The sequence below is a fragment of the Agrobacterium sp. 719_389 genome (assembly GCF_900188475.1).
Classification (GTDB): Bacteria; Pseudomonadota; Alphaproteobacteria; order Rhizobiales; family Rhizobiaceae; genus Agrobacterium; species Agrobacterium radiobacter.
The window spans coordinates 1-26,613 of sequence record NZ_FYEM01000015.1; the positions used below are offsets into that span (position 1 = coordinate 1).

At 60.2% G+C, this 26,613-nt stretch carries 27 protein-coding genes; 12 read left to right on the forward strand and 15 right to left on the reverse strand.

Going from position 1 to position 26,613, the window contains the following annotated elements; all coding sequences use genetic code 11:
• Positions 1–49 precede the first annotated feature (49 nt).
• The 7 genes from CFB10_RS22450 (at position 50) to CFB10_RS22480 (ending at position 7,309) form a co-directional block, all read left to right on the forward strand.
• Positions 50–1,060 (forward strand): TRAP transporter substrate-binding protein, encoded by a 1,011-nt coding sequence (locus tag CFB10_RS22450; protein WP_026372383.1) that lies wholly within the window; start codon positions 50–52, stop codon positions 1,058–1,060.
• A gap of 76 nt (positions 1,061–1,136) precedes the next feature.
• Positions 1,137–1,940 (forward strand): SDR family NAD(P)-dependent oxidoreductase, encoded by an 804-nt coding sequence (locus tag CFB10_RS22455; protein ID WP_026372384.1) that lies wholly within the window; start codon positions 1,137–1,139, stop codon positions 1,938–1,940.
• 1 nt (position 1,941) lies between these two features.
• The gene (locus tag CFB10_RS22460; RefSeq protein WP_026372385.1) at positions 1,942–2,805 is read left to right on the forward strand and encodes an IclR family transcriptional regulator; all 864 of its coding nucleotides are present in this window, start codon (positions 1,942–1,944) and stop codon (positions 2,803–2,805) included.
• Positions 2,802–3,971: an acetyl-CoA acetyltransferase gene (locus CFB10_RS22465; protein WP_026372386.1), complete on the forward strand. Its 1,170-nt coding sequence runs from the start codon at positions 2,802–2,804 to the stop codon at positions 3,969–3,971. Before CFB10_RS22460 ends, CFB10_RS22465 begins: the two co-directional genes overlap by 4 nt.
• Complete coding sequence (locus tag CFB10_RS22470) at positions 3,968–5,608, forward strand: acyl-CoA synthetase (RefSeq protein ID WP_026372387.1); 1,641 nt, start codon at positions 3,968–3,970, stop codon at positions 5,606–5,608. Before CFB10_RS22465 ends, CFB10_RS22470 begins: the two co-directional genes overlap by 4 nt.
• 31 nt (positions 5,609–5,639) lie before the next feature.
• Positions 5,640–6,419 carry an SDR family NAD(P)-dependent oxidoreductase gene (locus CFB10_RS22475; protein ID WP_026372388.1) on the forward strand — a complete coding sequence of 260 codons (780 nt, stop codon included), beginning with the start codon at positions 5,640–5,642 and terminating at the stop codon, positions 6,417–6,419.
• On the forward strand, positions 6,416–7,309 hold the full coding sequence (locus tag CFB10_RS22480; RefSeq protein ID WP_026372389.1) for a DUF296 domain-containing protein: 894 nt from the start codon (positions 6,416–6,418) through the stop codon (positions 7,307–7,309). The genes CFB10_RS22475 and CFB10_RS22480 overlap by 4 nt, the downstream gene beginning before the upstream one ends.
• A gap of 38 nt (positions 7,310–7,347) precedes the next feature.
• Here CFB10_RS22480 and CFB10_RS22485 read toward each other — a convergent pair whose 3' ends face one another.
• Together CFB10_RS22485 and CFB10_RS22490 are read right to left on the reverse strand one after the other, a co-directional pair.
• Positions 7,348–7,755: a PPC domain-containing DNA-binding protein gene (locus tag CFB10_RS22485; RefSeq protein ID WP_026372390.1), complete on the reverse strand. Its 408-nt coding sequence runs from the start codon at positions 7,753–7,755 to the stop codon at positions 7,348–7,350.
• A complete protein-coding gene (locus tag CFB10_RS22490; RefSeq protein ID WP_026372391.1) occupies positions 7,742–8,308 on the reverse strand; it encodes a hypothetical protein in 567 nt (188 codons plus the stop codon). The genes CFB10_RS22485 and CFB10_RS22490 overlap by 14 nt, the downstream gene beginning before the upstream one ends.
• A gap of 160 nt (positions 8,309–8,468) precedes the next feature.
• On the opposite strand from CFB10_RS22490, the gene CFB10_RS22495 reads away from it, so the two are divergent.
• Both CFB10_RS22495 and CFB10_RS22500 read left to right on the forward strand, forming a co-directional pair.
• Positions 8,469–8,987 (forward strand): Lrp/AsnC family transcriptional regulator, encoded by a 519-nt coding sequence (locus tag CFB10_RS22495; RefSeq protein WP_026372392.1) that lies wholly within the window; start codon positions 8,469–8,471, stop codon positions 8,985–8,987.
• Positions 8,988–9,474: 487 nt separating this feature from the next.
• On the forward strand, positions 9,475–11,031 hold the full coding sequence (locus CFB10_RS22500; protein WP_026372393.1) for an FAD-dependent monooxygenase: 1,557 nt from the start codon (positions 9,475–9,477) through the stop codon (positions 11,029–11,031).
• Between the two features lie 15 nt (positions 11,032–11,046).
• Here CFB10_RS22500 and CFB10_RS22505 read toward each other — a convergent pair whose 3' ends face one another.
• Positions 11,047–11,865 carry a helix-turn-helix transcriptional regulator gene (locus CFB10_RS22505; protein ID WP_026372394.1) on the reverse strand — a complete coding sequence of 273 codons (819 nt, stop codon included), beginning with the start codon at positions 11,863–11,865 and terminating at the stop codon, positions 11,047–11,049.
• A 106-nt stretch (positions 11,866–11,971) separates the two neighbouring features.
• Between CFB10_RS22505 and CFB10_RS22510 the strand changes: the two genes are divergently transcribed.
• Positions 11,972–12,856, forward strand: a complete 885-nt coding sequence (locus CFB10_RS22510; RefSeq protein WP_026372395.1) for an SDR family oxidoreductase — start codon at positions 11,972–11,974, stop codon at positions 12,854–12,856.
• On the opposite strand, the gene CFB10_RS24105 is transcribed toward CFB10_RS22510, so the two are convergent.
• From CFB10_RS24105 to ampC, 3 genes are all read right to left on the reverse strand, one after another.
• Complete coding sequence (locus tag CFB10_RS24105; protein WP_156037634.1) at positions 12,853–13,020, reverse strand: hypothetical protein; 168 nt, start codon at positions 13,018–13,020, stop codon at positions 12,853–12,855. The genes CFB10_RS22510 and CFB10_RS24105 overlap by 4 nt on opposite strands.
• 135 nt (positions 13,021–13,155) lie before the next feature.
• A complete protein-coding gene (locus tag CFB10_RS22520; protein ID WP_026372397.1) occupies positions 13,156–14,478 on the reverse strand; it encodes a solute carrier family 23 protein in 1,323 nt (440 codons plus the stop codon).
• A 249-nt stretch (positions 14,479–14,727) separates the two neighbouring features.
• Entirely contained in the window at positions 14,728–15,885 is a 1,158-nt protein-coding gene (gene ampC / locus CFB10_RS22525; RefSeq protein ID WP_026372398.1) for a class C beta-lactamase, read from the reverse strand.
• A 133-nt stretch (positions 15,886–16,018) separates the two neighbouring features.
• On the opposite strand from ampC, the gene CFB10_RS22530 reads away from it, so the two are divergent.
• A complete protein-coding gene (locus tag CFB10_RS22530; protein WP_026372399.1) occupies positions 16,019–16,900 on the forward strand; it encodes a LysR substrate-binding domain-containing protein in 882 nt (293 codons plus the stop codon).
• A gap of 3 nt (positions 16,901–16,903) precedes the next feature.
• Here CFB10_RS22530 and chrA read toward each other — a convergent pair whose 3' ends face one another.
• The 6 genes from chrA to CFB10_RS24110 all read right to left on the reverse strand — a co-directional run bounded on the left by chrA (position 16,904) and on the right by CFB10_RS24110 (position 23,264).
• Positions 16,904–18,133, reverse strand: a complete 1,230-nt coding sequence (gene chrA, locus CFB10_RS22535) for a chromate efflux transporter (protein ID WP_035213832.1) — start codon at positions 18,131–18,133, stop codon at positions 16,904–16,906.
• A 165-nt stretch (positions 18,134–18,298) separates the two neighbouring features.
• A complete protein-coding gene (locus CFB10_RS22540; RefSeq protein ID WP_026372401.1) occupies positions 18,299–18,781 on the reverse strand; it encodes a hypothetical protein in 483 nt (160 codons plus the stop codon).
• Between the two features lie 139 nt (positions 18,782–18,920).
• On the reverse strand, positions 18,921–19,463 hold the full coding sequence (locus tag CFB10_RS22545; protein ID WP_026372402.1) for a hypothetical protein: 543 nt from the start codon (positions 19,461–19,463) through the stop codon (positions 18,921–18,923).
• Positions 19,464–19,681: 218 nt separating this feature from the next.
• Positions 19,682–21,550, reverse strand: a complete 1,869-nt coding sequence (locus CFB10_RS22550; RefSeq protein WP_026372403.1) for a hypothetical protein — start codon at positions 21,548–21,550, stop codon at positions 19,682–19,684.
• Between the two features lie 51 nt (positions 21,551–21,601).
• Positions 21,602–22,504: a hypothetical protein gene (locus CFB10_RS22555; protein WP_026372404.1), complete on the reverse strand. Its 903-nt coding sequence runs from the start codon at positions 22,502–22,504 to the stop codon at positions 21,602–21,604.
• A 592-nt stretch (positions 22,505–23,096) separates the two neighbouring features.
• A complete protein-coding gene (locus CFB10_RS24110) occupies positions 23,097–23,264 on the reverse strand; it encodes a hypothetical protein (RefSeq protein WP_003508218.1) in 168 nt (55 codons plus the stop codon).
• Positions 23,265–23,342: 78 nt separating this feature from the next.
• Here CFB10_RS24110 and CFB10_RS22560 point away from each other — a divergent pair, with 78 nt between their 5' ends.
• Positions 23,343–23,969 carry a hypothetical protein gene (locus CFB10_RS22560; protein WP_026372405.1) on the forward strand — a complete coding sequence of 209 codons (627 nt, stop codon included), beginning with the start codon at positions 23,343–23,345 and terminating at the stop codon, positions 23,967–23,969.
• Here CFB10_RS22560 and CFB10_RS22565 read toward each other — a convergent pair.
• From CFB10_RS22565 to CFB10_RS22575, 3 genes are read right to left on the reverse strand one after another with little or no spacing between them, the layout of a single operon-like run.
• Positions 23,861–24,664 carry an aspartate/glutamate racemase family protein gene (locus CFB10_RS22565; RefSeq protein ID WP_026372406.1) on the reverse strand — a complete coding sequence of 268 codons (804 nt, stop codon included), beginning with the start codon at positions 24,662–24,664 and terminating at the stop codon, positions 23,861–23,863. The genes CFB10_RS22560 and CFB10_RS22565 overlap by 109 nt on opposite strands.
• Positions 24,665–24,675: 11 nt before the next feature.
• The gene (locus CFB10_RS22570; RefSeq protein ID WP_026372407.1) at positions 24,676–25,494 is read right to left on the reverse strand and encodes an ABC transporter permease; all 819 of its coding nucleotides are present in this window, start codon (positions 25,492–25,494) and stop codon (positions 24,676–24,678) included.
• A 4-nt stretch (positions 25,495–25,498) separates the two neighbouring features.
• Positions 25,499–26,410, reverse strand: coding sequence for an ABC transporter permease (locus CFB10_RS22575; RefSeq protein ID WP_003508215.1), 912 nt, complete (start codon positions 26,408–26,410; stop codon positions 25,499–25,501).
• Positions 26,411–26,613: the final 203 nt, after the last annotated feature.

Here is a 26,613-nt window from a genome sequence, read left to right on the forward strand (position 1 = left end):
CCCGCCACGCCGATGAATGATGCATGCTTTATTTTGGGAGGAGAAAGCAATGAATATCAACAGACGTACCATGCTCGCCGGCGCCGGTTCCGCCGTTCTGGCCACAGCCTTCGTGTCGCGCGCCCGCGCTGCCCAGTACAATTATAAATATGCCAACAATCTGCCTGCCGCGCACCCGATGAACATTCGCGCCAAGGAGGCCGCTGACCGGATCGCCAAGGAAACCGATGGGCAGGTGATGATCAATATCTTCCCCAGCAGCCAGTTGGGCGCAGATACGGACGTGCTGAGCCAGGTGCGCTCGGGAGGCGTTGAATTCTTCACGCTGTCGCCGCTGATCCTGTCGACGCTGGTGCCGAACGCCTCCATCAGCGGCATCGGTTTCGCGTTCCCGAACTATGATTCCGTATGGGCGGCCATGGATGGCGATCTCGGAAAATATGTGCGCGGCGAAATTGCCAAGCAGAACCTCGTTGCCATGGACACGATCTGGGATAACGGCTTCCGCCAGATCACCAGCGCGTCCAAGCCCATCGCCACGCCGGCCGATCTCGAAAGCTTCAAGATCCGCGTGCCGGTAAGCCCGCTCTGGACCTCGATGTTCAAGGCCTTCAAGTCGGCCCCCGCCTCGATCAATTTCGCCGAGGTCTATACCGCGCTGCAGACCGGCGTGGTCGATGGCCAGGAGAATCCGCTGGCGATCATTTCCACCGCCAAGCTGTTCGAAGTGCAGAAATTCTGCTCGGTCACCAACCACATGTGGGACGGTTTCTGGTTCCTGGCCAATAAGCGCGCCTGGGAACGTCTGCCCGATGACCTGCGCGCCATCGTTGCCAAAAATCTCAACCAGTCCGGCAAGGATGAACGTGCTGACGTGGCGAAGCTCAATGCCTCGGTCAAGGAAGATCTGATTTCCAAGGGCATGACCTTCAACGACACGGATGCGACACTCTTCCGCGCCGCGCTGAAAGACGCAGGCTTCTATTCCGAATGGAAAGGCAAATACGGCGATGAAGCCTGGGCCATTCTTGAAAAGGCCGTTGGCGCAAGCCTGACCTGATCGGTCCGTTGTATAACTGGCCCCGCCCGTAGCGGGGCCAACCCGACTATGTCTGACGATTGGAATGGAGACTGCTTTGACAGGTCGCCTGACGGGAAAACGCGCGCTTGTGTTTGGCGCAGGATCATCGGGTCCGGGTTTTGGCAACGGCAAGGCTGCAGCCGTGCAATTTGCCCGCGAAGGCGCGCGCGTAGCCTGTGTCGATCTCTCCGCTGACGCGGCTGAAGAGACGGCTGAGATCATTCGCGGCGAAGGTCTGGAGGCGATTGCGGTTGCTGCCGATGTCACTGATCTACAGTCCGTATCGGTCACCGTTGACCGCGCCTGCGAGGCCTTTGGTGGCATCGATATTCTGCACAATAATGTCGGCGTGACCCATATGGGCGGGCCGGTTGAGCTGGATGAGGAAAGCTTTCGCGCCTCGGTCGATCTCAATATCGGCTCCGTTTATCGCACCTCCAAGGCTGTGTTGCCGGTGATGTTGGCGCAGGGCGGAGGGGCCATTGTCAATATCTCGTCGCTCGCCTCCATTCGCTGGACCGGCTATCCCTATTTTGCCTATTACGCCATGAAGGCAGCTGTAAATCAGGCGACTGTGGCGCTGGCCATGCAATATGCCCGGCAGGGCATTCGCGCCAATTGCATTCTTCCGGGGATGATCGACACCCCACTGATCTACAAGCAGATCAGTAATCAATATGCGTCTGTCGAGGAGATGGTGGCGGCGCGCAATGCCGCCGTCCCGGTGGGCCGCATGGGCGATGCCTTCGATATTGCCCGCGCCGCCGTTTTTCTCGCATCTGATGAGGCTAAGTTCATCACCGGCGTCTGTTTGCCGGTCGATGGCGGGCAAAGCTGTGCGGTGGGGGCGTTTTCCTGAAATGGCAACAACAACAACGATCCCGGTAGAAAACGATCTGACAGGCGCGCGCGCGGTGGACCGGGCTCTGGCGCTGCTTTCCATGGTCGGGAGGCACGCGGAACGCGGCGTGGCGCTTTCGGTCATCGTGACAGAAAGCGGACTGAACAAACCCACGGCCCGCCGCCTGCTGCTGGCTCTGATCCGCGCCGGCCTTGTGGAGCAGGATGAGGAAACGCGGCGTTATTACCTCGGCGAAGAAACCTATGTGCTGGGCAGCCTGTCATCGCGCCGGTTTGGCCTTCTTCAAATGGCGCAGGACGGCCTGACGCGCATTTCCCGCCGCTCGGAGGACTCGAGCTTCCTTTCCGTGCGCCGTGATACATTTGCCCTGTGCCTTTACCGCGAAGAAGGCACCTGGCCGGTGCGCACCCATGCGCTTCAGGCCGGTTTCGAACACCCCTTGGGTATTGGTGCGGGTTCGCTCGCCATGCTGGCGGCGCTGCCAGACGCCGAGGTGGAAAGTATCATTGCGGCCAATAGCGGGCTGATTGCCGCCAACTATCCCGGCATCACGCTGGAGGGGCTGCGCCGTGATGTCGAGTTGACGAGAACCAATGGCTATTCGCTGAACCCCGGCCTGATCCTTTCTAATTCCTGGGGCATCGGCGTCGCCATCCGCACGCCTGACGGCGCGGTGGCGGGAGCGTTGAGCATTGCCGCTGTGGATAGCCGCATGCGGCCGGAGCGCCAGCCGGAACTGGCGGCGCTGCTGCGCGAGGAAGTAACCCGCATCGAGACACGCATCGCAGAAATGATGGCCAGCCGCGCCCGCACGCGCGGCGAAGGCGACACGAAACGGCAAACAAGGAGAACGAGCAAATGAGCAAAGCGCAGATCGTTGGCTGGGCGCATTCGCCTTTCGGCAAGTCGGCCCTTGAAAATACCGAGCAACTGATGGCTTCGGTCGTGGCGCCGGCCATAGACCATGCGGGCGTCGATGTCGGCGATATCGACGGCATTTTCGTTGGCGTGATGAACAATGGCTTCTCGAAACAGGATTTTCAGGGTGCGCTAGTAGCCATGGGCGATGAGCGCCTCGCTTATACGCCGGCAGTGCGTTTCGAAAATGCCTGCTCAACGGGATCGGCCGCCCTCTACAGCGCCATGGATTTCATCGAAGCCGGGCGCGGCCGCATCGCGCTCGTTGTCGGCGCGGAAAAAATGACGGCGCTGCCGACCGCAGAGGTGGGCGAAATCCTGCTCTCCGCCTGTTACCGTGCGGAGGAGGCCAATATTCCCGGCGGGTTTGCCGGCCAGTTCGGCCGCATCGCACAGGCATATTTTCAACGTTATGGCGACCGCTCGGAAGAGCTGGCGATGATTGCCGCAAAGAACCACGCCAATGGCGCGGTCAATCCCTATGCCCATATGCGCAAGGATTTCGGCTTCGATTTCTGCAATACGGTTTCGGACAAGAACCCCTACGTCGCAGGCCCGCTGCGCCGCACCGACTGCTCGCTGATTTCGGATGGCGCTGCCGCGATCATTTTGGCCGACGAGGAAACGGCAGCCACACTCAACCGCGCCATCGGTTTCCGGGGCCGCAAGCATGTCAACGACGTCATGGCATTGAGCCGTCGCGATCCGTTGGCATTCGAAGGCGCGCGCCGCGCCTGGGCCGGCTCGCTGGAACTTGCCGGCGCAACGCTCGACGACCTCTCTTTCGTTGAAACGCACGACTGCTTCACCATTGCCGAACTTATCGAATATGAGGCCATGGGGCTTGCGAAGCCCGGTGAAGGATATCGCGTTGTCCAGGATGGAACGGCGCTGAAGACCGGACGTCTGCCAATCAACCCATCGGGTGGATTGAAATCGAAAGGTCATCCCGTCGGGGCGACCGGCGTTTCCATGCATGTCATGGCGGCGATGCAATTGATGGGCGAGGCAGGCGACATGCAAATTCCCAAGGCCTCCCTGGCTGGCGTGTTCAACATGGGGGGCACGGCGGTTGCCAATTACGTCTCGATCATGGAGCGTGTGAAATGACGATGCAAAGTGCCGTGCAGCATCCCGCGGGCGGGGTTGCGCCCTCCACCACGCGGGTGATGAACCTCTCGCATTTCCTGACGCAGGCGGCACGCCGCAACCCGGACCATATCGGTTTCGTCTGGGGTGAAAAGACTTGGAGCTGGGCTCAAATGGAAGCCCGCGTCGACGCAATGGCCCATGCGCTGGAGACTGAATTCAACGTCCGAAAGGGGGACCGCATTCTGGTGCAGTCCTCCAACAACAACCAGATGTTCGAATCCATGTTCGCATGCTTCCGCGTGGGTGCGGTGTGGGTGCCGACCAATTACCGTCAATCGCCCGATGAAGTTGCCTATCTGGCGAAGGCCAGCGGCGCACGCGGCATGATTTGCGCCAGTGCTTTTCCCGATCATGCTAAAGCCAGCCATGAGGCAAGCAAGATCGATTTCAGCATCGCCATCGGCACGGCAGAGTTCGGTGAGGATTACGATGCAATCGTGGCCCGTCATATGGGGCACAAAGTCAAAAGCCAGGCAGTGGATCGGGATGACCCGTGTTGGTTCTTCTTCACCTCAGGCACCACCGGCCGGCCCAAGGCTGCAGTGCTTACCCATGGCCAGATGGCGTTCGTCATCACCAACCATCTCTGCGATCTGATGCCCGGCACCGGACCGGACGACGCCTCCATCGTCGTTGCCCCGCTTTCACACGGTGCGGGCATTCACCAGCTGGTGCAGGTGGCGCATGGCGCGAAAACAGTGCTTCCGGCGGCGGAAAAACTCGATGTGCCCGCCGTCTGGGCGCTGATCGAAAAATGGGGTATCACCAACGCCTTCACTGTACCGACCATCCTTAAAATGCTCGTCGAAGACCCCTCTGTGGATCGTTTCGATCACTCCTCGCTGCGCTATGTCATCTATGCCGGCGCGCCGATGTATCGCGCGGACCAGAAACGGGCGCTTGCAAAGCTCGGCCCGGTGCTGGTGCAATATTTCGGCCTGGGTGAAGTCACCGGTAACATCACCGTGCTGCCGCCTTCTTTTCATAACGCCGAGGACGGTCCGGAAACGCGCATCGGCACCTGCGGCTTCGACCGCACCGCCATGGAAGTGCAGATCCAGAACGATGCTGGCGAGGAGGTTGGCGCAGGCGAAACCGGCGAAATTTGTGTAATCGGTCCCGCCGTTTTCGCCGGCTACTACGATAATCCCGAGGCAAATGCCAAAGCCTTCCGCAATGGCTGGTTCCGCACGGGCGACCTTGGTCATCGCGATGAGAACGGCTTCCTCTACATCACCGGGCGCGCCTCCGACATGTATATTTCCGGCGGCTCGAACATCTATCCGCGCGAAATCGAGGAAAAGATCCTCATGCATCCTGACATCAGCGAGACTGCGGTTCTGGGTGTGCCGGACGCGGTGTGGGGCGAGGTCGGTGTGGCCGTGTGCGTGGCCCGCGAGGGCGCGGATATCGCCGCCATCGATCTGAAGGCATATCTGGAAGGCAAGATGGCCCGCTACAAGCTGCCGAAATCAGTGGTGTTCTGGGATGCCATGCCGAAATCCGCCTACGGCAAGATCACCAAGAAAATGATCCGCGAGGAACTGGAGAAACGCGGTCAGATGCCGGCTTTCGAAGAAAAGCGGACAGGCTGACAGGCGTGACATTCAATCGGGAGGAGACGGTATGACACAAGAGAAAACAGGGACAAAAGGGGCCGTCGCGATCACGGGTGGTGCATCCGGCATCGGTTTCTCCACTGCGCAGCTCCTGATGGCGCGCGGCTGGCAGCCATGGTTGCTGGATCTCAAGCGCGAGGCGCTGGATATAGCCTGCGAAAAGCTCGGTATCGATCTCTCGCGGGGCATCGTCTGCAACGTTGCGGACGAGGCATCGATAGAGACGGCTTTCGCCGCCCTGACGGCTAACGGTGCCGATCATGCGGTTGATCTGGTCGCCGTCGTCAACAGCGCCGGCATCGGTATCGACAAGCTGTCCGTCGACACAAGCGTCGAAGAATTTCGCCGTATCGTTGATGTCAATCTCGTCGGCAGCTTCGCGGTAGCGCGCACTGCCGCACGTTACTGGCTGGAGCGCGATATTGCCGGCTCGATCGTGAATATCAGCTCTGTTTCCGGCATGTGTGGAAATCGTGGCCGCAGCGCCTATGGCGCTTCGAAAGGCGGCGTCAATCTTCTGACGATGGTAATGGCAAACGAGCTGGGTCAATCAGGCATTCGTGTCAACGCAATTGCTCCCGGTCCGGTCGACACCCCGCTGACCCAGGCGGTTCATACGGAAAATGTCCGCAACCAATGGCATAGCCGCGTTCCCATGCATCGCTATGGCAGGACGGACGAGATCGCCTCAGCCGTGGCGTTTTTGGTGTCGGACGACGCGAGCTACGTCAACGGACAGGTGTTGGCCGTGGATGGCGGCTTCATCACTGCAGGCCTTGCGGTATGACGGAGACAGCCACGCAAGAGCTTCCCCGCCGCATCGTCCATCCCGGACCGACAACGCCCGAGCGCTTTCGCGTTCTCGGCTGCCACGCGCATCCGGTCACGCTGATGGTGAGGCCCGGCGTGTGCGTTAACGAAGCGATTGCCGATGCCTTTGCGGAGCAGGGTTTCGATGGCGGTTATGTCCGGCTGAAAAATGTGCCGATGAAGCATTTGCACTACGTCATGCCCGCGGCCGCCCCCGATGACAGCCATGCCGCTTGGTACAGTGAAACCTTCTCCATGCCTGATGGCACCATCATCGACGCCGGCCTGCATATGGGCCGGCGGGATGGGGAGCCGTTTCTGCACTGCCATGGTTCTTGGAAAAGTGCCGACGGCGTTGTCTCCATGGGGCATCTGCTGCCCTTCGAGGCCGAATTTGCCGGGGAAACGCCGCTTGAGGCGCTGGCGCTGGATGGCGCAATCCTCGATGTGCAAAAGGATGAGGAAACCAATTTCCCCCTCTTCACCCCTATTCCGCAACCGCGCAGCCGAACAGGTTCAGGCCTGCGGGCGTTGTTATGTACGGTGCGGCCAAATACCGATATCTGCACCGCCCTTGAAGCGGCCTCTACCCAGTTCGGTCTTCGGGAGGCCGAGGTCAACGGCATCGGCAGCCTGATCGGTGCGGACTACGAAGACGGAACAAGTCTCACCGCCTATGCCAGCGAAATCCTCATCCGCAATGGCCGCATCGGCCCTTCCGCCGCGGGCGGCGAACAGGCGGTGTTGGATATTGCGATGGTCGATCTCACCAAGCATATCAGCGGCGGGCGGCTGGTGCGCGGCAAAAACCCGGTCTGCGTCACGTTCGAGCTGCTTCTGACCGAAAAACAAGGGCGCGCCGCATGAGTTGCCCTGCGCAACTTAACGGCCCGCCTCACCGCAATTCACGCCGCCTGCGGCTTTTCCGCGGGCAACCATTCTTCCAGCGTCACTTCAAACGTCATGCAAACCGGGTTGGCGCCGGCGATGAAGGGTCCGCCATAAACCGAACCTTCGGTATCGGCCACGACACCGGTCAACGCGGCACGCAGCGAGCCATCGGGCTGGGCGCGCACCTCACCGGCGATGGAGACGATTTCAACGGCGGGACCGCTTATCTGCAAGAATGCGCCGCTGCGCGTGCCAAGGCACGCATCGACCAGACTCCCCAGCGCACCGCGCACGAAGGCATTTCGAAAACCTTCGGCCAGACACAGTTTTTCGACACCGAGAACGAGGTCTTCATTGGGTGCGATGCGGGCATAGGCCACACGCCCCATGGAGCCGGTCTCGACAGTGTTATGCGTGTTCATCGGCGCGCTCCGTACGGTTCCTTGGTTGAAGAAGGGGAATATTGGTTTCAGGGTCGAAGGACTGCTGCAGCACGAAACTGTCGAGTGACGTCACCAGGGCGGAAACGCCGTTTTCGCCGACAATACAGGATTCAGTCAGCAAATGGCCGCCTTTGACCACACCCGCCGCCGTGCGCATGGCGGCATGGCAATGGACGATCGGCTCTCCCTTCATGCTGCGCCCAAGCGTGGCATTGCCGAAGACAAGCCAGGCAGCACCGGCGTCGATGGGCTTGGTATAGGCAATGACCGCCCTGCCGGAAGGGTCGGGCGGGGCCACGCAATAGGACAATATGTCAAAATAGCCGCCGAGAATGGTGAGCGAGGCATTCTCAATGCCGTTTTCGAAGAGCGGCCGCACGATGCCGTCGTAAAGGCTACGCCCCGGCGCGATGAACAGCCGCACATGGCGCGCAGATGGCGAGCGAAGGCTGTTGATGCGCACCGGCGCAGAAATGCCGGGATGGATGAGCGTTCTCGGCCTTGGAAAATGTTGCTGTTCTATCGGTGCCACGCCTGCTCCTCCTGCTGCCTGTACCTTGCAGTACGGTACTCAAAGATCAGCCGAAGGTGCTTTCGAATGACACCACCAAACGGCGCGTCGGAAAACACTTCTTTCGCAGGCTGCCGCCGCGACGGCAGATTTTTTTGCAACGTATTTTGGGGAGGCCGGCATGACGAAGCCGCTGGACAGAATTGACCGCAAAATATTGCGCACCCTGCTGGAGAACGGCAGGTTGAGCAATTCGGAGCTTTCGGAAAAGGTGGGGCTTTCGCCCAGCCCCTGCTGGCAGCGCGTCAAGCGGCTGGAAGACGAAGGGGTCATTCGCGGCTACACCGCCATTCTCGATCAGGCCAAGCTCGGACTGACGGAAACCGTCATCATCGAAGTGATGCTGGAGCGCCACGACGACGAGGTTCTGGAGCGTTTCGGGGAAGCGATGGCCGCTCTTCCGGAGGTGTTGGAAGCCTATCTGACAACAGGTGAATATGATTATCTCATCAAGGTGGCGGTGGCGGGAACCGCAGGTTACGAACAGTTTCTGCGGCGGAAACTCTATAAGATAGAGGGCGTGCGCCACTCCCGATCCTGTTTCGCGCTCAAATGTCTCAAACACACATTATCAGTCGTACCCGATCCCGAACCTCCTTTAATCGAAGCGACGGGCATTGGCCGCGTGCCGGCAAGATAGCGGAATGCATACCCCTTCTTTTGCCGGGTCTGCGGATGCCTGTCCCTAATATACGATCAAAGTTCTCACAGATCAGGTCAACGGCGCGATCATCCAGCATGAGGTCTATGCTGACGCCGGGATGCTCATCCAGTCGACCTCCCGGCATCCGGCCGACGGCTCTGACGATCATTGCACCAGCACGCGCGACGGCCGCCGCAACGGGCAGGTCATGACATATAGCACCGTCCCGACATTGCCGAGAGCTTCAAACGACTACGCCATCCGTTGCATACCGCCAATCATTGCGCTACTTTGGCCCCGTCGGAAAAGGCAGACTTGGTTTGGTAAGCCCAAGTCCTTCTGGTAACGGAAGCTCTGGTCTTTGGCCTCTGGTCGGAGATCCCCGCGACGAACGAAGGATGCATTGCGCATCCATCTGTTCGTCCGTGTGGGTCTCAGGTTGGAGAAACGCTCCGGTCGAACATCGACTTAAAGGAGCCCGACCATGCGCACACCCCCTGTTTATTTTCATGACGTCCTGATCGCCGGCGCTGGCCCGGTCGGCCTGTTTCTCGCCTGTGAGTTAAGGCAGGCCGGTTGCTCGGTGCTGGTTCTCGAAGCATCGCCATATCCGGATTCACCCCTGAAGCGGCCTCCTTTCGGCCTGCGTGGCCTGACGGCGCCAACGATCGAGAGCCTTGATCGGCGTGGTCTGCTAGAGGCGATCAAAGAGCGGGAGGCCGGCCGTGACACGCCCGGGACAGCGCATTGGATGAAAGAACAGCAGCGGCGGCCCGCCGGGCATTTCGCAGGCATCCAGTTTTTTCATGACCAGATCGACACGCAGCGCTGGCCCTATCGCCTCGCCGGTTCGCCCAGCAACCTTGCCACCGACATGGCGGGTATAGAGACCGTTCTGGCGGCGCGGGCCGAGGCTCTGGGCGTCGAGATACGGCGCGGTTTTGCCGTGGAAGGTTTCGAGCAATCCGAGGAGGATATCACCGTTCAGGCGGGCGGTGCGGTGTTTCGGGGCCGCTGGCTTGTCGGGGCCGATGGCGCTCGCAGCCTGGTGCGCAAGGTGGCGGGGATCGCTTTTGCCGGCACCGAACCAGAATTCACCGGCTATTCAGCACAGGTCGAACTGGCCGATCCCGAGGCGCTGAAGCCCGGCCGCCATTATACCGCTGCTGGCATGTATATGTTCACGCCAACAGGCACGATCGCCATGGCCGATTTCGACGGTGGCGCTTTTCACCGTTCCGCATCGATCACGCGCGAGCATGTCGAAGCCGTGCTGCGCAGGGTCTCGGGCACGGATGTTTCGGTAACAAGGCTTGATCTGGCCACCACATGGACCGACCGCGCCTTCATGGCGGCGGAGTATCGCCGCAAGCGCGTGCTGCTGGCGGGCGATGCCGCCCACATTCACTCGCCGCTGGGCGGCCAGGGGCTCAATCTCGGCCTCGGCGACGCGATGAACCTTGGCTGGAAGCTTGCTGCGGTCATCCGCGGCGACGCGCCGGCAGACCTGCTCGACAGTTATGCCAGCGAGCGCCAACCCATAGCCTCGCAGGTTCTGGACTGGTCGCGCGCGCAGGTGGCGCTGATGCGGCCCAGCCGAAGCTCGCGGGCGCTGGAAGGCGTCATCCGCGATCTCGCCGCCACGGGCGATGGCGCAACCTATTTCGCCGAGCGCGTCTGGGGCATCGGTATCCGTTACGATCTCGGCGCTCCTCACGCCCTTGTCGGCCGCAGTGCGCCGGATTTAACTCTCCTTGACGGCACACGGCTGAATGAGCACCTGCGGAGCTGCCGTGCGGTGCTGCTCGATTTCGATGCGCGTCCAATGTTCGGCGATGTCGCGGAACACTGGTCTGATCGGCTAAACTACGTTGCGGTGGATGCCGAAAATCGAATGGACGTGAGCGCATTGCTGATACGCCCCGATGGCATTGTCGCCTGGGCCTGTGAAGGCGCTCCTCGGGAAGCGGAACTTGAAGAGAGTATCGCTCGCTGGCTGGGCGTCTCGGTTCTGGAACCGGAGCGCCCAGACGGTGGATAGAACGGCGTGATGGAATCAACCGGATTTTGCGATCAGCGAGCGAAACCGCTCGCTCATCTCGGAATTGGCGGGATTATAGACCATCATGTTGAGATCCGAGCGTCCCTCCACCGCAAAGCTTGAAAACTCCAGTTCAATCGTTCCGAGAACCGGGTGGTGGAGGCGCTTGAGGCCCTCATGCATGCTTGTGACCTCGTTATCATCCCACATGGCCTTGAATTCGGGGCTGGCGGCCGAGAGCTCATCGACCAGTTGCTGGATGCCGGCCCCCGCGCCAGCGCGCGCCGCATCCGCCCGGAACGCGCCGACGACATAACGGGCGACATTGCGCCAGTCCTCCTGGGCGGTGCGCACCCGTTCGTCGGAGAAGATCAGACGCAGGATGTTGCGGTTCTCCCTCGCCAGCTTGCTGTAATCCGTCAGGATGAGGGCGGCGGCGCGGTTCCATGCCAGAACATCCCATGTCGCCGTCCTGATGATGGCGGGGCTGAAGGGCATGGCGTCAAGCACGCCCTGCAGCCGGGGCGTTATGGTCTCGGGCTGACGGTAACGCTGCTCGGGCGGATGTCCGAAGGCCAGTATATGCAGGTGGTCGCGCTCGGGATCGGTCAGCATCAATCCTTTTGCGATACGATCCAGCACATCCGCCGAGGGCGAACCGCCGCGGCCCTGTTCCAGCCAGGTATACCAGGTCGGACTTATGTTGGCGCGCTGGGCGACCTCTTCCCGGCGCAGGCCCGGTGTGCGGCGGCGGCCGACGGGAAAACCGAACGTTGCGGGATCAAGCCGCATACGGCGATCCCGCAGAAAGGTGCTGAGTGCATTATCCGCCATTGCATTTCCCGCCGCAGCCTGTTGAGAATTATACCATGATAAAGTCACTACTTTAACAGGACAATTCTTCATGAGATCACCGCCCCCGTCAACGCGGGAGATTTATATGCGTGTTTTTCTGACAGGTGCCACCGGGTTCATCGGATCCCGTATTCTTCGTGAACTGCTGGCGAGCGGCCATGAGGTTATCGGCCTAACCCGCTCGGAGGCCGGCGCAAGAGCGCTGCAGGCCGCAGGCGCTTCCGCCCATATCGCCACGCTGGAAGATGCGGCGGGGCTTGCCGCGGGCGCGGAAACTGCCGATGCCGTCATCCATACGGCTTTCGATCATGATTTTGCGAATTTTGCCGCCAATTGCGAAAAGGATCGCCGGGTGATCGCGGCGTTGGGCTCCGTATTGGCCGGCTCCGAACGGCCGATGCTCATCACCTCAGGGGTCGGCATGGGCGATCCCGGCAATGGCGAACCCGCGCGGGAGGATGTCTTCGATACCCATCATTTCAACCCGCGTATCGCCTCCGAACTGGCGGGCCAGGAGCAATTGCAGGCGGGCGTCAATCTCGGTGTCATCCGGCTTCCGCAGGTGCATGACACGGTGAAGCAGGGCCTCATCTCGCCTTATATAGAGATGTCGCGCGACAAAGGCGTCGTTGCTTATGTCGAGGACGGCGGCAATCGCTGGTCGGCCGGTCATGTAGACGATGTGGCGAAGCTCTACGTGATGGCGCTCGTTCGGGGTGAGCGGGGTGCTCGATATAATGCCGCGGCGGAAGAAGGCGTTGTCGTGCGCGACATTGCCGGGATCGTTGCTGAGGGCCTTGGGCTGCCCGTTGTCTCGCTGCCGAAAACGGAGGCTGCCGGCCATTTCGGCTGGTTTGCCCTGTTCGCCTCCATGGACCTCAGGGCCTCCAGCGCCCTGACACGGAAGAAGCTCGGCTGGGTGCCGAAAGGGCCCGGCCTGCTCGATGATCTCAGAGCCATGGACTACTAATTTGGCTGGCAGGCGTCCGTTGAGGCGGACGCCTGCCTCCAGCATCCAAGCGGCACCGTCCAGCTTTCGTAAAGTGCTGCAGGAACAAGGAAAACGATGAGGAACGAAAACACCATCAGCATGGGCGCCTGCGCACCGAACTGGCGTTCTCTTGGTGCTCTCAAACACAGGCTCATGGACAGGCTCGACCCGTCCGAGGTGCTTCCACGCATCTGTGAGGGGGCCTGCTCGATAGATCCCGGCAGCATCGGGAAACCCGATGCTGCCTCTCCAGATGGCGGATGTTCAGGCGGCAGTCATCACTTGCCTGACGCGAGCCTGCCAAGACCCAGCAGGTGGTAGAAGGCAATCGCCCCGATTGTTGCCGTGCCGATGCCGTCGAGCGTGAAGCCGGCGACATTGAGCTTGAAGTTGCCGGCGCCCAACACCAGCGCGATACCCACGGTGATGAGGTTGCGGGGTTCGGAAAAATCGACCTTGTTTTCAACCCATATCCGCCCGGCGGTCGCAGCGATCAGGCCGAAGACCACGACGGAAAGGCCGCCGATGACCGGCCCCGGTATGGTCTGAATGAGCGCACCGAATTTCGGCGAGAAGCCGAGGATGATGGCGACGAGCGCAGCCACGATGAAGACGAGCGTCGAGAAAATGCGGGTTATCGCCATGACGCCCATGTTTTCGGCGTAGGTCGTCATGCCGGTTCCGCCGAAGGCGCCGGAGAACATCGTCGCAATGCCGTCACCGATAAAGGCGCGGCCGAGATAACGATCAAGGTTCTGCCCGGTCATCGCGCCTATCGCCTTGATATGTCCGAGATTTTCCGCCACCAGAATGACGACGACCGGCGCGATCAGGGCAATCGCGGATCCTGAAAACACCGGTGCGGTGAATGTCGGCAATCCGAACCACGGTGCAGCCGCCACGCCCGAGAAGTCGACGGACTTGCCGAAGCCGAAGCCGTTGGCGAGCACGAGATAAGCGAGATAGGCAATCGCGCCGCCGAGAAGAATGGGCAAACGGCGCGCCATGCCGGGCGCATAGACCGCAATCGCACCGACCGATGTGACCGTCAGGATCGCAATCCAGCGCGACAGCTGGTCGCCATCGGGATTGCCGGGGCCGGAGCCGGAAGCGCTTGCGATCGCAATCGGGGCGAGAACGAGACCGATTGCCGCAACGATCGCCCCGGTCAGAACCGGCGGCATCAGCTTTTCGATCCAGTTATGGCCGGCGATCATGACGATGACGCCGATCAGCGCATAAAGCACACCGGCGGCGATGATGCCGCCGAGTGCGAGTGCGATATCAGGACTTGCCGCACCCGCGGCTGCGCCCGTTGCCACAAGCACCGGGCCGATGAAGGCAAAGGAGGAGCCGAGATAGCTCGGCACACGACCGCCGACGGCAATGAAGAAAATGAGCGTCGAGATACCCGAAAACAGGATCGAGACATTCGGATCGAACCCCATGATCAGCGGCGCAAGAACCGTGGAACCGAACATCGCCACGACATGCTGAAGACCGAGTACCGCTGTCTGTCCCGCAGGCAGCCGCTCATCGGGCAGGATGCGCCCTTCGGTTTTCAGTCGCCAGCGCGGAAAATAACCACCGGTATCGCTCATGTCGTCCCCCCAGGAAACAGCCGGCACGCGCTTCCCGGGTTTTCCCGTTTCAGTCCGTAGCCGCGCAGAGATTTGCTTTTATGATTTGCGCGTGTAACCGAGATCGAATCGGCAGCCGGCGCATCTTTTCTCCGTTAGCGCGATTGCCTGCCTCTGTCATCGGCAACGGCGTGTTACCCACTGTTACGCATTCCGGCGCGGAAAAATCGGCTCCCGCGCCGGTAAAAAGCACCAGATCGACGGACGGTCTTATTGCGCTTTTTCAAGCGCCGTCATGATCTCATAGGCAGCGGAAACCCGCTCCTCGTTGGGATAGTTTTTATTGGCCAGAATGACGATGCCCAATTTCTGTCTGGGGATGAACGCCACATAGGCGCCGAAACCATTGGTGGAGCCGGTCTTGTTGATGAAGACATCCTGACGCGGCTTCATCGGCGGCGAGATTTCGGAGACCGGAACGGTCTTGAGCAAGGCGCCGGAATTCAGGTCTCGCAGCGTCTTAAGCGGCGTTGGATGGGCATATTGCTCCCAGACCATATCCTGCGTCATGGCGTCGACGCTGAAATATCCCGTATGGGTGTTGATGAGCGCCTGCTGGATTTTTCCGTCCAGCTTTTCAAGGCCCATATTGGCGTTGACGAAGCGGATCATGTCCTGCGCTGTCGATCTGACGCCGTAGGCCTCGGATGAAAGAATGGCGGGCGTCATGCGGGCTGGTTCGCTGGTTCGCTTATAACCCTGCGCGTAGTCACCCATCTTTGCCTTGGGCACCACGGTGAAGGTGTTCTTCAGGCCAAGCGCGGGGAACAGCGTGTCCTGCATGGCGCCATCAAAGCTCTGCCCCATGGCTTTTGCGGTGATGTATCCCAGCATTCCGATGCTGGGATTGGCGTAGCTTCGGTGCGTTCCGGGCTTGTAGGAGGGTTTCCAGGCCTTGAGATAGGCCAGCAACTGCTGTTCCGTCTTGATGTTGTCGGGCACCTGAATCGGAAAGCCGCCGGCAGTGTGGGTGCCGAGATGCATCAGCGTGACATCGCCGAAAGGCTTGCCCTTCATGGAAGGAAGATAATCTTCGACCTTGCCGGAAAGCGAGAGCTGGCCGTTTATCTCGGCATAGGTGCTGAGCGTGACGGTGAATGTCTTGGAGATGGAGCCGAGTTCGAACAGCGTCTGCGGGGTCACGGGCTCATTCGTGCTTTTGGACATGACGCCATAGGTGAAGATGTGGCTCTGACCATCAACGCTGATACCAACGGCAAGACCGGGGATGCCGTTCTTCTCCATGACCGGCTTGATCGCGGCATCCGTTATCGCTTTCAGCCTCGTTTCATCGGCGGCAAAGGCCTCCGTGAACAGGCTCGTCGAGAGCAACGCAGCCAGTGCGATATGTCTGCGATTAAGTTTCATCTTTCGCATTCTCCAAAACCTTGAGTGGATTTTCGGCTTGTTCGCCATCCCCAGCGAAAAACGTTTAACCGCCCTACATTGCACGAACAAATCATGATATCTCGGAAGAGACACAAGAAAATCTAGGTCTTGAATGGTTCGGCAATTTCTTCCCCTGAACGGCTTGCGGGCCTTTGAAGCATCCGCCCGGCACCTGAGCTTCACCCGCGCGGCCATCGAACTGTGCGTGACGCAGGCGGCTGTGAGCCAGCAGGTGAAGGGGCTGGAAAAGCGGCTGGGGGTTGCGCTGTTTCAGCGGCTTCCACGCGGGCTGAAAATTACCGCCGAAGGTGAGGCCCTGCTGCCGACGGTGACCAGCTCCTTCGACCAGATGGCGACGACGCTCGACCGGATTGAGGCCGGACAGGTGCGCGAGCTGCTGTTTCTGGGTGTCGTGGGAACCTTTGCCGTGGGCTGGCTGCTGCCACGGCTGCAGGCGTTTCAAAAGCAGCATCCCTTCATCGATGTGCGGGTTTCCACCAATAACAACCGCGTCGATATGGCGGCTGAAGGGCTGGATTTCGCCATCCGTTTCGGCCAGGGCTCCTGGCACGGCACGGATGCCTTTCGACTATTCGAGGCGCCTCTTTCCCCGCTTTGCACGCCGAAACTGGCGGAGATGCTGAAAACGCCCGCCGATCTGATGGAGGCGACGCTGCTGCGCAGCTACAGGGCCGATGAATGGAGTAACTGGTTTGCGGCTGCCGGCGTGACGCCCGCGGCGCAAGTGAATGCAGGCATTGTTTTCGACACGTCTCTTGGCATGATGGAAGCCGCCCTGCAGGGGCTCGGCGTGGCGCTGGCGCCGCCATCGATGTTTTCGCGGCATCTCGCATCCGGTGCGATCATCCAGCCTTTTCCGGTTACCATTTCGCTCGGAAGCTATTGGCTGACCCGGCTGCAATCGAAACCGCCCACACCCGCCATGCAGGCCTTTTCCGACTGGATGTTCGAGACCATGGGCGTTACGGGATGACGCCTATATCAAGGCAAGCAGAACGCCGCCCGCCCCGCAGAGGACGACCACGGCCCATGGCGGCGTTTTCCAGATCGTCAACAGGATGAAGCCTGTCAGCGCCAGGGCGAAATCCTTCGGGGTGAAGATGGCGCTTGTCCAGACCGGATCATAAAGCGCTGCGCCGAGAATGCCGACGACGGCGGCATTTGCGCCACGCATGGCAGCCTGCGCCAGAAGGTGCTTGCGGAACCCTTCCCAGAAGGGCAGCGCGCCGACGAGCAGCAGCATGCCGGGAAGGAAGATCGCGACAAGGGCGATCGCCGCCCCAGCAGCACCGTTGGGCTGCGGCCCCACCACCGCACCAAGATAGGCGGCGAAGGTGAAGAGCGGACCGGGCACGGCCTGGGTTGCGCCATAACCCGCGATAAAGGCATCTTCCGTGACCCAGCCTGTGGCGACGACTTCCGATTGCAGCAGCGGCAGCACCACATGGCCGCCGCCGAAGACGAGCGCGCCTGCGCGATAAAAGGCGTCGAACAAGGAGAGGCCCTGTGAAGCCGCCGCAGCAGCAAGCAGCGGTAGGAAACCGAGCAGCAGGACGAAGGCGGCAAGCGCGATATATCCGACGCTTTTGGGTACGCGGAAGGCGAGATGGGTGGCCTGCCCCGCGGCATCGGAACGACAGAAGACAAGCCCGGCAACGGCGCCAATGGCAAGCGCCAGAACCTGCCCGAAGGCGCCGGCGACAAACACCACGCAGACGATGCCGACCAGCGCGATGCTGGCGCGCTCACGATCCGGCGCGAGGCTTTTCGCCATGCCCCAGACCGCCTGCGCGACGACAGCGACGGCGACAATTTTCAGCCCATGCAACAGGCCGGCGCCGACCGGCCCTTCGATGGAGGCGGCGACCATGGCGAAGAGAAGGAGGAGAATGGCGGATGGCAATGTGAATGCCGTCCAGGCCGCGAGCGCACCGAGCGGGCCTGCGCGCAGCAGCCCGAGCGCAAACCCCACCTGGCTGGAGGCTGGGCCGGGCAGAAACTGGCACAGCGCCACGAGATCGGCGTAACCGGTCTCATCGATCCATTTGCGCCGCACGACCAGCTCATCGCGAAAATAACCGAGATGGGCGATGGGACCGCCGAAAGAGGTGACGCCGAGTTTCAGGAAGGCCGCAAAAACCTCGCCGGGCGTGCCGCGTCTCTGGCTGCGCACCTCGGTCTCTATGGTTCGTGTTGACGATTTCACGAAAGAACTCCCTGCGTGCAACGGCTAGTCGTCAACACATATCGACCAAAAGGCGGTTTCGGTATCAGACACCATTATGACAGGGATATGAAGGGGCTGGCGGCAGGGACGCCGGAAAGTTGCGAGAACTTTCCGGCGTCGTCTGGCGATTATCCGACGATGGGCCTATCGCTCGGTCGGCAATAAATCGGAGAAGTGCGAAATCCAGCCATTTTCATCCGTACCACCGGAAAAACCCGTTGCCTCCCAGATGATGTGATGCCTGTTGCTGCCGTTGTGAATGGTTACCGCGGCGGCGATAGGGGTCGGCGACCGCCACGAAAAGTTTCGGTTGGGACCAGGCTCGAGATGGCTGAGGGATTCAAGCTGGACATCATCGAGGAACAGCACCGTACTCATCTGGGTCTCATAGAGGTTTTCCCATCGCGCCTGCGCCAGCGCATTTGCTGCCGCAACGAGAAGATTGCTCTCGCCGACGGGATCAGCCAGGGCCGCCAGACGCCATGCCGCGAAGATATTGGTGATATCCCCCGTGCTGAGCCCGAGGCTCGAGAGGAATTCGATCGTCTGCGCATTGCCGAAAGCATCATAACCCGCTTCACCAAAGGGCCGGATATGCTTGACCACGAAATTGCTGAGAATTGGCATGTGTGTCTCCTTTTTTGAACATGAGCCACCTGTTCCCGGGCGTTGACGTGCGGGATCGCGTGGCGGGATCTGGTGTTGATTGGGTGCCGGAATATCTCCGGCAGTCGATGGGAATGCAGTTGGCGGCCGGCGCTCCGGCCTAACCGAAGGTGATGGCGACGCGGGCCGGCATGCCCAAAAATTCCTGCAGTCCGAGGCGCGTTCTGGCGCCGCCCCGCCCGGCCGGCCATGGGTCGAGAATATGCAGTTCGAGATCCTTGCCGTTCACGGTGTAGCCGTAGACGAGGTAATAATGGTATTCGGTTCCGATCACGAAGACGCGGTTGTTATCAATCTCGCTCCTGACGATATCGGCGGTCAGACCGTTGACGAAATGGCCGCCGGTCGAGGTGTGATCGAAGGCGTTCCACTGGCTGGACACCAGCTTGACGATATTGCTGTTCGGATTTGCCCCGCCCAGTTCAAGGATGCCGGCGGATTGATCCAGAACCTGCGCCAGCTCCCAGCGTTCCTGAACCTGCGGATCGACGGTCGCGAGCGCTGCGGTATTGCGTCTCGCAATATCGTATTGCGTGGCCGCAGGAAGCCCGCGATAGGCCCGCACCATCTGCTCGACGGCGGCAAAGCACCAGGCGGGGGTGTCCTGAGGCACCAGAACGGGAGGGTTGTTGACTGTCGGCATGGTCTTCTCCTTTCTGAAAATGACGCGGCATGGGGCGCTTCGATGGCGGCCGGATGCCCGTCGTTGATTTGGTGAATGTCGAAGTTTCGGTGGCCGCCCTGCCGGCATATGCGCCGGCAGGACATTGCCCATGATCCATGCCAAGGGGGACGATTCCGGCTGAGACCATGGATGCGCTTCCTGCCGGGCCGGAAAGGGAACGGCAGGGTCTCAGGGGATCAGGCGGTCTTGCTCAGATCCTGACGATACGCCTGCAGCGACGCGATTTTTGCGTCCGCAGCGGCCTCGCGTTCGGCGACGATGGCCGAGAGCTTCTCCGAGGCTTCCGCCATATAGTTCGTCAGTGCGGGGCCTGTGATATATGAGCCTTGCAACCCGTTGAGCTTCGACCATCCGTGCGCAAAGCTGCGGTTGAATCTGTCACTGACGGTCACCACCGCGTGCCATTGGGCGGTCTGCCTGACGAAGAACTCGTCAACGGAGCGAACGAGCTGGGCGAAGCGGTTCCTGCGAATAGTCTCCTGCCCCGCGACATTTTCGATGCCGTCGATCTGATGCTGTGCATCGTCGGCTACGGCCTGCATGAAATCGGCGAAGCCTTTGAAGAAAAAGGCGATTTCCTCAATAATTTCCTTCATGCGTTTCAGCGCCGAAATGCTGACGTTAAGCGACTGGACCGCAAGCTTGATCTTGTCATCCTCGGCCTGTTTGCCCTTGAGCAGAGCGTTGATCTTTATGAGTTCGGCGGCCTGGTTCCGGCGTTCTTTCTCATAGGTTTCCACCTTGTCGATCATCTTCATTTGCATTTCACGCAGGCTCGCCGCCTGCTGCTGCTGCTCGTCGGTGAGCTTGCCAAGCCCCTTGTCGAGCGCGTCGAGCGAAGCCTGCAGGCTGGAAATCAGGGTTTGCTGACTTGCAATCTTCTCCTCCTGCGCTTTCAGTTCTGCAGCACGCGCGGTCAGTCGTTTATCGAGTTCGGCAAGCTCCACGGCCTTGCTCGATTTCGGATCGGCGCCGTCGGCCTCCTTCGCCAGCGCCGACCTGCTGTCCTCCAGCGATTTGATATCCGTCTTCAAGGTGTCGCGTTTTTCCTCGGCTTTGCGGAGTTCAGCCTTCTGCTCGGAAATCTTGCTCTGCGTTGCCGCCGCATCCGTCTTGCCGTCGCCGGTTGCGGGCGTGCGGCCGCCACCACCCTGCCCCTGTCCGTCAGCACCCTGCCCGCCTTTGGACTGCCCTGAGAGAGCACCGCCAACCGAGGACGCCAACATCGAAGCCGGTCCGCCCGCGACCATGGCGATGGCAGGAACGACGCCGGAAATCATCTGCGCGCCGACACGAACGATCGACATGACAAAAGCGCGCTGTTCGGCCGTATTCGCCCGCTGTTCGTATTCGCGGGCTTTCTTTTCAAATTCCGCAACCTGCGCCTTGAGATCGTTCACAAGTGATTCAAGCTGTTGGCGCCGCGCATCGGCCTCGTGGATTTCCCGCTCCATCACCGCCTTGTCTTCGAGACGCCTGCTCAAAGCCGTTTCGCTCATGCTGGTGGCTTGAGCCGTTTTCGCAATGATGGCGTCATATGTGTCGGCAAGATTAAGAAGATCGTTGCGCACCTCCAGTGCTCTATCGCGGATATTTTTCGCCAGTTTTATCAGGTCGTTGGAGACAAACGCCTTGATTTCGGCCTGATCATTTCCCTCCCTGATATCGAGCCAATCCGGGAAAAGATCGGCGATGGACGAACCGATGCGGGTGGCCGTCCCTATCGCGCCTCTCATGACTATTTCGCTCTTCTGCTGCGAATCAATCAATCCATCCATGATCGCAGTGATGCGCGCGCGAATTTTGTCCTCTTCCTGCGGTGTTGTGTTGTAGGCGATGTAAAGCAGGTCGATCGCATTGTCGGTGTCACGCTTGGCGCGCTCGACATCATAGGTTCCCTGGATTTTATCGACATAGGACCGGACAAGCGCCGTATCAGACTTGGGAAGGCTGAAATTCGGCTGCGAAACGATCGCATCGACGCCGGCGTCGATCGCGCTGTTGATTTGGGCGGTCCGGCTTTCAAACGTCACGACATTGTTCATTTTCCATGCTCCTGTTGATGGGTGGTTACGCACACTCATGGGGTTGATCGTTCACGATCCGCACTGCTTCTTCGCGTCGTCCGGCAGTCCGGCCTCGGTGGAGGAAATGAACTGCGGCACGTCTTTGGTCAGGCCGTCGATCTCGGCGGACAGCCGCGTAACCTGACGTATTTTCGCGTCGTCAGGATTGACCTCGCTCGCTTCCTTGAGAGCGCTGGTGAAGTTGCCGACCTGAATGTTGAAGTCCTGAACCTTGACGTTGATGGTGGAGATCGCCGCTTTGAGCCTGGTGATCTGCTCCTCCAGAGTTTTCACCGCCTTCTGGTTTTCCGCGTGGCTCTGCTGTGCCGCCGCAAGCTGGCGGCGATTGTTTTCGAGCTGGTTGCGAACGCCTTCAAGAGCCGCCCGGGCATTGTCCAGACGTGGCTGCGCGATGCGGTATTCCCTCTCCGCATCCTTCATCCAGCCCAGCGCCTTCACCGCGGCGTCACCGATCTGGCAAATTCCCGGCAGGAAGAAGAGGACGCCGCTGCATATTTTTACTCTCTTGGCCTGCTCGTCCATTTCCCTGCGGGCTTTTTCGAAGGTGGCCTGACGCGCCCTGACGTTCTCGCTCTCGGACTGAACCAGCTCCTCATAGCCCTTCACGCTGGTTTCGGACTGCACCACCTGCCGCTCCAGCTCGATCTGCAGGTACATGGCCTGCCCCAGCGCCTTCTCGCGGTCGGCGCTGAGCTGCTGTTGCGCCGTCAGATGTTCCATCAGGCACACGGATCGGCGGCCGAGCAGTTCGCGGCTAGCTTCCGCCTGTTCCAGTTTCGACTGGAAAGCCGCCGTCTGCTCGGCGGTGAGGGTTGCCGCGTTCGCAAGGGCCGGCTGGCCCATGGACGGGATATCGAATTGCATCGCGATGGCCGCAAGGCCAACAAAAGCAACATGTTTAAGTTGAATCATTTCAACCTCCTCTGAATAATCGGGGATGAATAAAAGGCATGACGGGCTCCACGCGCCGCCCGGCATCGCTGCCGACCGCGCCCGAGACATGGCAGTAACATTCGGGTGTCATGTGGTTTCGGATGCATCTTTCGCGATGTCGTCAATGCCTAAAAAGCAACCATCAAAGATTGTATTCACGGCAAATGGACGAAAGATTTCGCATCCACGGCTTCATTAAATTATGCAATAAAAACAGTAGATAACTTCATTTTCAGCGTCACCCTCGCAAACCGTCTCAAAAGGGAACACATTTTAACGCGCCCCTTAACATTCAATTTATGAGAGTATTTTTTAATACCGCGCAACAGAGCCTCGGGGGAGTGCAACAAAATGCACGCATCTTCCGGAGCGGAACCTTTCGGCTGTCACCCCTGCCCCAAGCGGCCGTCGTCAGCGAACAGAACTCACGCTTTCGAATTCGCCATAAAGTAGCGAATAGAAAAAACATGGGAGAAAGGTATCCGGAAAAGCAGGCGCTCCAGCTTCAAAGACGCACCCCAAAAGGGACTTCGTCCGGCCTCAGCCGGACGTGCTTCGAGAGAGGCTGGACTTACTTGCGAACCGCATCCTGAACGATGCCGCCTTTGATGATGCTGTCACCTATCTTTGCACCCACATATCGGCCGTCTTCAAACAGGAGCAGCGCCTCGTCCGCGCGTTTGGAGACTTCGGCGCGTTCGCCACCGTCATGTGCGCCATCGGCCTCGGATCTGGTCATGGCGGGCAATTTACGCTGGCGGCGGTTCAGGCAGTTGTCGTGCCACCCGGCTGGGCATCCAGCCGCAGGACACGCGCATTGATCGACTGGCTGGAGCTGGAAAATACCGCGCAGCGGCACCCGCCAGGCGGGGATAACCGCGAGCGGCCATGGCGCCTGAGCGGCTGGCTCATTACGGCAATCGAGACGCTCGCCACGGCCTATCTCACCGCGGCTTCGCCATGGGAAATCTCCCCGGCAATGGAGGCATCAGGCGAAAAGGCTGTCGGAACAGACGCCGTTATCGACGGTGTGAGCTGGTCACTGCGGCACGCGCAGGATTTGTCTTTTGTTTCGGAGGAGATGCGGATGTTCCTTGGGCATGCGCCCGGTTTCCCCATCCTGTTGGACTTACTGTCGGCCGCGAAAACAGAGGCGTGCGATGCGACGGGTTGCGTGTTCTCCCGCAAGGCGGCCGCCCGTGCGTACGGGATCAGCCGCGCTCACGTTACGGCCATGCTTGCCAGGGCCGAGCGGTTCAACATGCTGATGAGAAACGGATCAAGAATAGTTCTGAGCGATCCGGCATTGCAGAACGTCCAGCGCGATCTGGCCTATCAGCTCGCCTTCGTCGTTTTATGGACGGAGGCGGCGAAAACGTCTCCGCCGTCTGCCGATGGCCCGGAGAGCCTGTCCGGCCGAAATGCCTCCAGCAATCCGCGATAGGGCTTGGTGAGCGGCGTGGCATAAGCGCCGCGCTTGGCGGTTGATAACCCCATCGACACCAGAGATTCCGCCTGTTTGACGGCCGCCGCGACGCCATCGACAACCGGTACACCGAATTCATCGCGCAGTTCGGCGGCAAGGTCGGCCATGCCGGCGCAACCGAGCACGATCGCCTCCGCCCTGTCCTCTTTCAGCGCCAGCGAGATTTCCTCCCGCAGCCTTTCGCGGGCGTTCGAGCCGGGATCTTCCAGCGACAGGACAGGAATATCGGCAGCGCGCACGTTGCAGCGGGCGGACATGCCGTAACGGTGGACGAGATGTTCCAGAGGCAGCCGTGAGCGTTCCATCGTTGTGACGATGGTGAATTTCTGCGCGATGAAGGCGGTGGCGGAGACCGCCGCCTCGCAGATGCCGATAACGGGAATATCGGCGAGCGCGCGGGCCGCATCGAGCCCGGTATCGTCGAAACAGGCGATGACCGCCGCGTCGGCTCCCAGCGCCGGGGCCTTTGCAAGCTCCAGCAGGAGGCCGGGCACAGCGAAAACCTCGTCGTAATAACCTTCGATGGAGACGGGGCCCATGGACGAGGTGACGGCCAGTATTTCCGTATCGCGGCCGGCTATCCGCCTCGCGGCGTCGGCGATGGTCGCGGTCATGGATTGCGTGGTATTGGGATTGATGACGAGAATGCGCATTTTACGTTTCTTTATCCGCGTGAATGGCGGCGATTGAGCGTAACGATCAGGCCAAGCGTGGCCGCAATCACCAGGAAGGAAAACAGGGTTGTAACAGCACCGAGCGCATAAAGCACCGGCGTCGTGACATTGGTGGTCATGCCGTAGATTTCCAGCGGCAGCGTGTTGTAGGTGCCTGACGTCATCAATGTACGGGCGAATTCGTCATAAGAAAGCGTGAAGCCGAACAGGCCGACGCCGATCAGGCTCGGCGCGATCATCGGCAGCACCACATGGGCGAAGGTCTGCCAGGAAGACGCGCCGAGATCGCGGGCGGCTTCTTCATAGGACGGCGAAAAGCGGTTGAAGACGGCGAGCATGATGAGTACGCCGAAGGGCAGCGTCCAGGTGAGATGCGCCCCGAAAGCTGATGTATACCATGAAGGTTCCAGTCCAAGCTGCTGGAAAAGAACACCAATTCCGAGCGAAATGATGATCGATGGCACCACCAGGCTGGCAACCGACAGGTAGAATAGCGGCGTCGCGCCGATGAACCTGCGCCGGAAGGCAAGGCCCGCCAGCAGCGACACGAGCACCGTGACGGCCATGACCATCAGCCCGAGGCCGAATGAGCGGCGGAAGGAGCCGCCGAAATCGCCGACCGCCTGCTGTTCGAAGAGATTGCCGAACCAGTGCAGCGAAACGCCGTTCAGCGGGAAGGTCAGGCCGCCATTCGGCCCCTGAAAGGCGAGGATGAGGATGGCCGACAGCGGGCCGTAAAGAAACAGCACGAAGAGGGCGAAAAAGAAGGCGAGGATATAGAATTCGCGGCCGCGTTTTTCCTGATGCATGGGACTATAGCTCCTTGCGGATATCGACGATGCGCAGGATGCCCGCGACCATCAGAAGAACGAGGATGAGCAGGATGACGGCATTGGCGGCGGCGGCAGGATATTGCAGCAGCGACATCTGGTTCTTCATCATCAGCGCCACCGACGCGCTCTGGCCGCCGGACATGACCTGAACCGTGGAGAAATCGGCCATGACCAGTGTGACGACAAAGATGCTGCCGATGGCCATGCCGGGCTTGGCAAGGGGAATGATGACGTTGCTGAGCGTCTGCCAGCCCGTCGCACCGGCATCACGCGCCGCTTCGATCAGCGATTTGTCGATGCGCATCAGCGTGTTGAAGATCGGCGTGACCATGAACAGCGTATAGAGATGCACCATGGCCAGCACCACGGCGAAGTCCGAATAAAGCAGCCATTCGATCGGCTCGGGAATGATGCCGGTGCCCACCAGCGCGCTGTTGACGAGACCGTTTCGTCCCAGAACCGGGATCCAGGAAATCATGCGAATGATGTTCGACGTCAGGAAGGGCACGGTGCAGACGAGAAACAGCACCATCTGCATCGTGGTGGTGCGGATATGGAAAGCGAGGAAATAGGCCACCCAGAAACCGCAGAACAGCGTGATGGCCCAGACCACGGCGGCATATTTCAGGGTGTTGAGATAGGTCTGCCAGGTGACCCACGAGCCGAGCGTTTCCAGATAATTGAAGGTCACGAAGTCGGGATACATCTGGGCAAAATCGTAATCCCAGAAACTGACGACGGCGATCATGAGGATCGGCAAAGCCAAGAAAAAGCCGAGGATCAGCAGAAGCGGGGCGGCCTGCACATAGGACACAAGCTTTTGCGGCAGCGCGAAGCTACGGGGCGGCCTGTCCTTTTTGTCGCTGACGCCGATGAGCCTGACCGTCACCATCATGAAGCCTTTCCCTGAATTTGCGGAAGCGCCGGCGGCAATGCCGCCAGCCAGCACGTGACAAGCCCTCCACACTCTCGACGTCATCCTCGGGCTTGACCCGAGGATCCAACCACGTCTGAGGTGGTGGATCGTTAGATCCTCGGGTCAAGCCCGAGGATGACGGACGAGAGGTTTGTGCGCCTGCCGATTTCAGGACCGGC

Excerpts from the sequence above, each read along its gene's own strand:
- CFB10_RS22470 (WP_026372387.1), top strand. The coding sequence starts at position 3,968 with ATGACGATGCAAAGTGCCGTGCAGCATCCCGCGGGCGGGGTTGCGCCC.
- CFB10_RS22555 (WP_026372404.1), bottom strand. The coding sequence starts at position 22,504 with ATGATTCAACTTAAACATGTTGCTTTTGTTGGCCTTGCGGCCATCGCG.
- CFB10_RS22510 (WP_026372395.1), top strand. The coding sequence starts at position 11,972 with ATGCGTGTTTTTCTGACAGGTGCCACCGGGTTCATCGGATCCCGTATT.
- CFB10_RS22550 (WP_026372403.1), bottom strand. The coding sequence starts at position 21,550 with ATGAACAATGTCGTGACGTTTGAAAGCCGGACCGCCCAAATCAACAGC.
- CFB10_RS22460 (WP_026372385.1), top strand. The coding sequence starts at position 1,942 with ATGGCAACAACAACAACGATCCCGGTAGAAAACGATCTGACAGGCGCG.
- CFB10_RS24110 (WP_003508218.1), bottom strand. The coding sequence starts at position 23,264 with ATGACCAGATCCGAGGCCGATGGCGCACATGACGGTGGCGAACGCGCC.
- CFB10_RS22480 (WP_026372389.1), top strand. The coding sequence starts at position 6,416 with ATGACGGAGACAGCCACGCAAGAGCTTCCCCGCCGCATCGTCCATCCC.
- CFB10_RS22495 (WP_026372392.1), top strand. The coding sequence starts at position 8,469 with ATGACGAAGCCGCTGGACAGAATTGACCGCAAAATATTGCGCACCCTG.
- CFB10_RS22450 (WP_026372383.1), top strand. The coding sequence starts at position 50 with ATGAATATCAACAGACGTACCATGCTCGCCGGCGCCGGTTCCGCCGTT.
- CFB10_RS22545 (WP_026372402.1), bottom strand. The coding sequence starts at position 19,463 with ATGCCGACAGTCAACAACCCTCCCGTTCTGGTGCCTCAGGACACCCCC.
- CFB10_RS22505 (WP_026372394.1), bottom strand. The coding sequence starts at position 11,865 with ATGGCGGATAATGCACTCAGCACCTTTCTGCGGGATCGCCGTATGCGG.
- ampC (WP_026372398.1), bottom strand. The coding sequence starts at position 15,885 with ATGAAACTTAATCGCAGACATATCGCACTGGCTGCGTTGCTCTCGACG.
- CFB10_RS22485 (WP_026372390.1), bottom strand. The coding sequence starts at position 7,755 with ATGAACACGCATAACACTGTCGAGACCGGCTCCATGGGGCGTGTGGCC.
- CFB10_RS22565 (WP_026372406.1), bottom strand. The coding sequence starts at position 24,664 with ATGCGCATTCTCGTCATCAATCCCAATACCACGCAATCCATGACCGCG.
- CFB10_RS22570 (WP_026372407.1), bottom strand. The coding sequence starts at position 25,494 with ATGCATCAGGAAAAACGCGGCCGCGAATTCTATATCCTCGCCTTCTTT.
- CFB10_RS22520 (WP_026372397.1), bottom strand. The coding sequence starts at position 14,478 with ATGAGCGATACCGGTGGTTATTTTCCGCGCTGGCGACTGAAAACCGAA.
- CFB10_RS22475 (WP_026372388.1), top strand. The coding sequence starts at position 5,640 with ATGACACAAGAGAAAACAGGGACAAAAGGGGCCGTCGCGATCACGGGT.
- CFB10_RS22575 (WP_003508215.1), bottom strand. The coding sequence starts at position 26,410 with ATGGTGACGGTCAGGCTCATCGGCGTCAGCGACAAAAAGGACAGGCCG.
- CFB10_RS22530 (WP_026372399.1), top strand. The coding sequence starts at position 16,019 with ATGGTTCGGCAATTTCTTCCCCTGAACGGCTTGCGGGCCTTTGAAGCA.
- CFB10_RS22540 (WP_026372401.1), bottom strand. The coding sequence starts at position 18,781 with ATGCCAATTCTCAGCAATTTCGTGGTCAAGCATATCCGGCCCTTTGGT.
- CFB10_RS22500 (WP_026372393.1), top strand. The coding sequence starts at position 9,475 with ATGCGCACACCCCCTGTTTATTTTCATGACGTCCTGATCGCCGGCGCT.
- CFB10_RS22465 (WP_026372386.1), top strand. The coding sequence starts at position 2,802 with ATGAGCAAAGCGCAGATCGTTGGCTGGGCGCATTCGCCTTTCGGCAAG.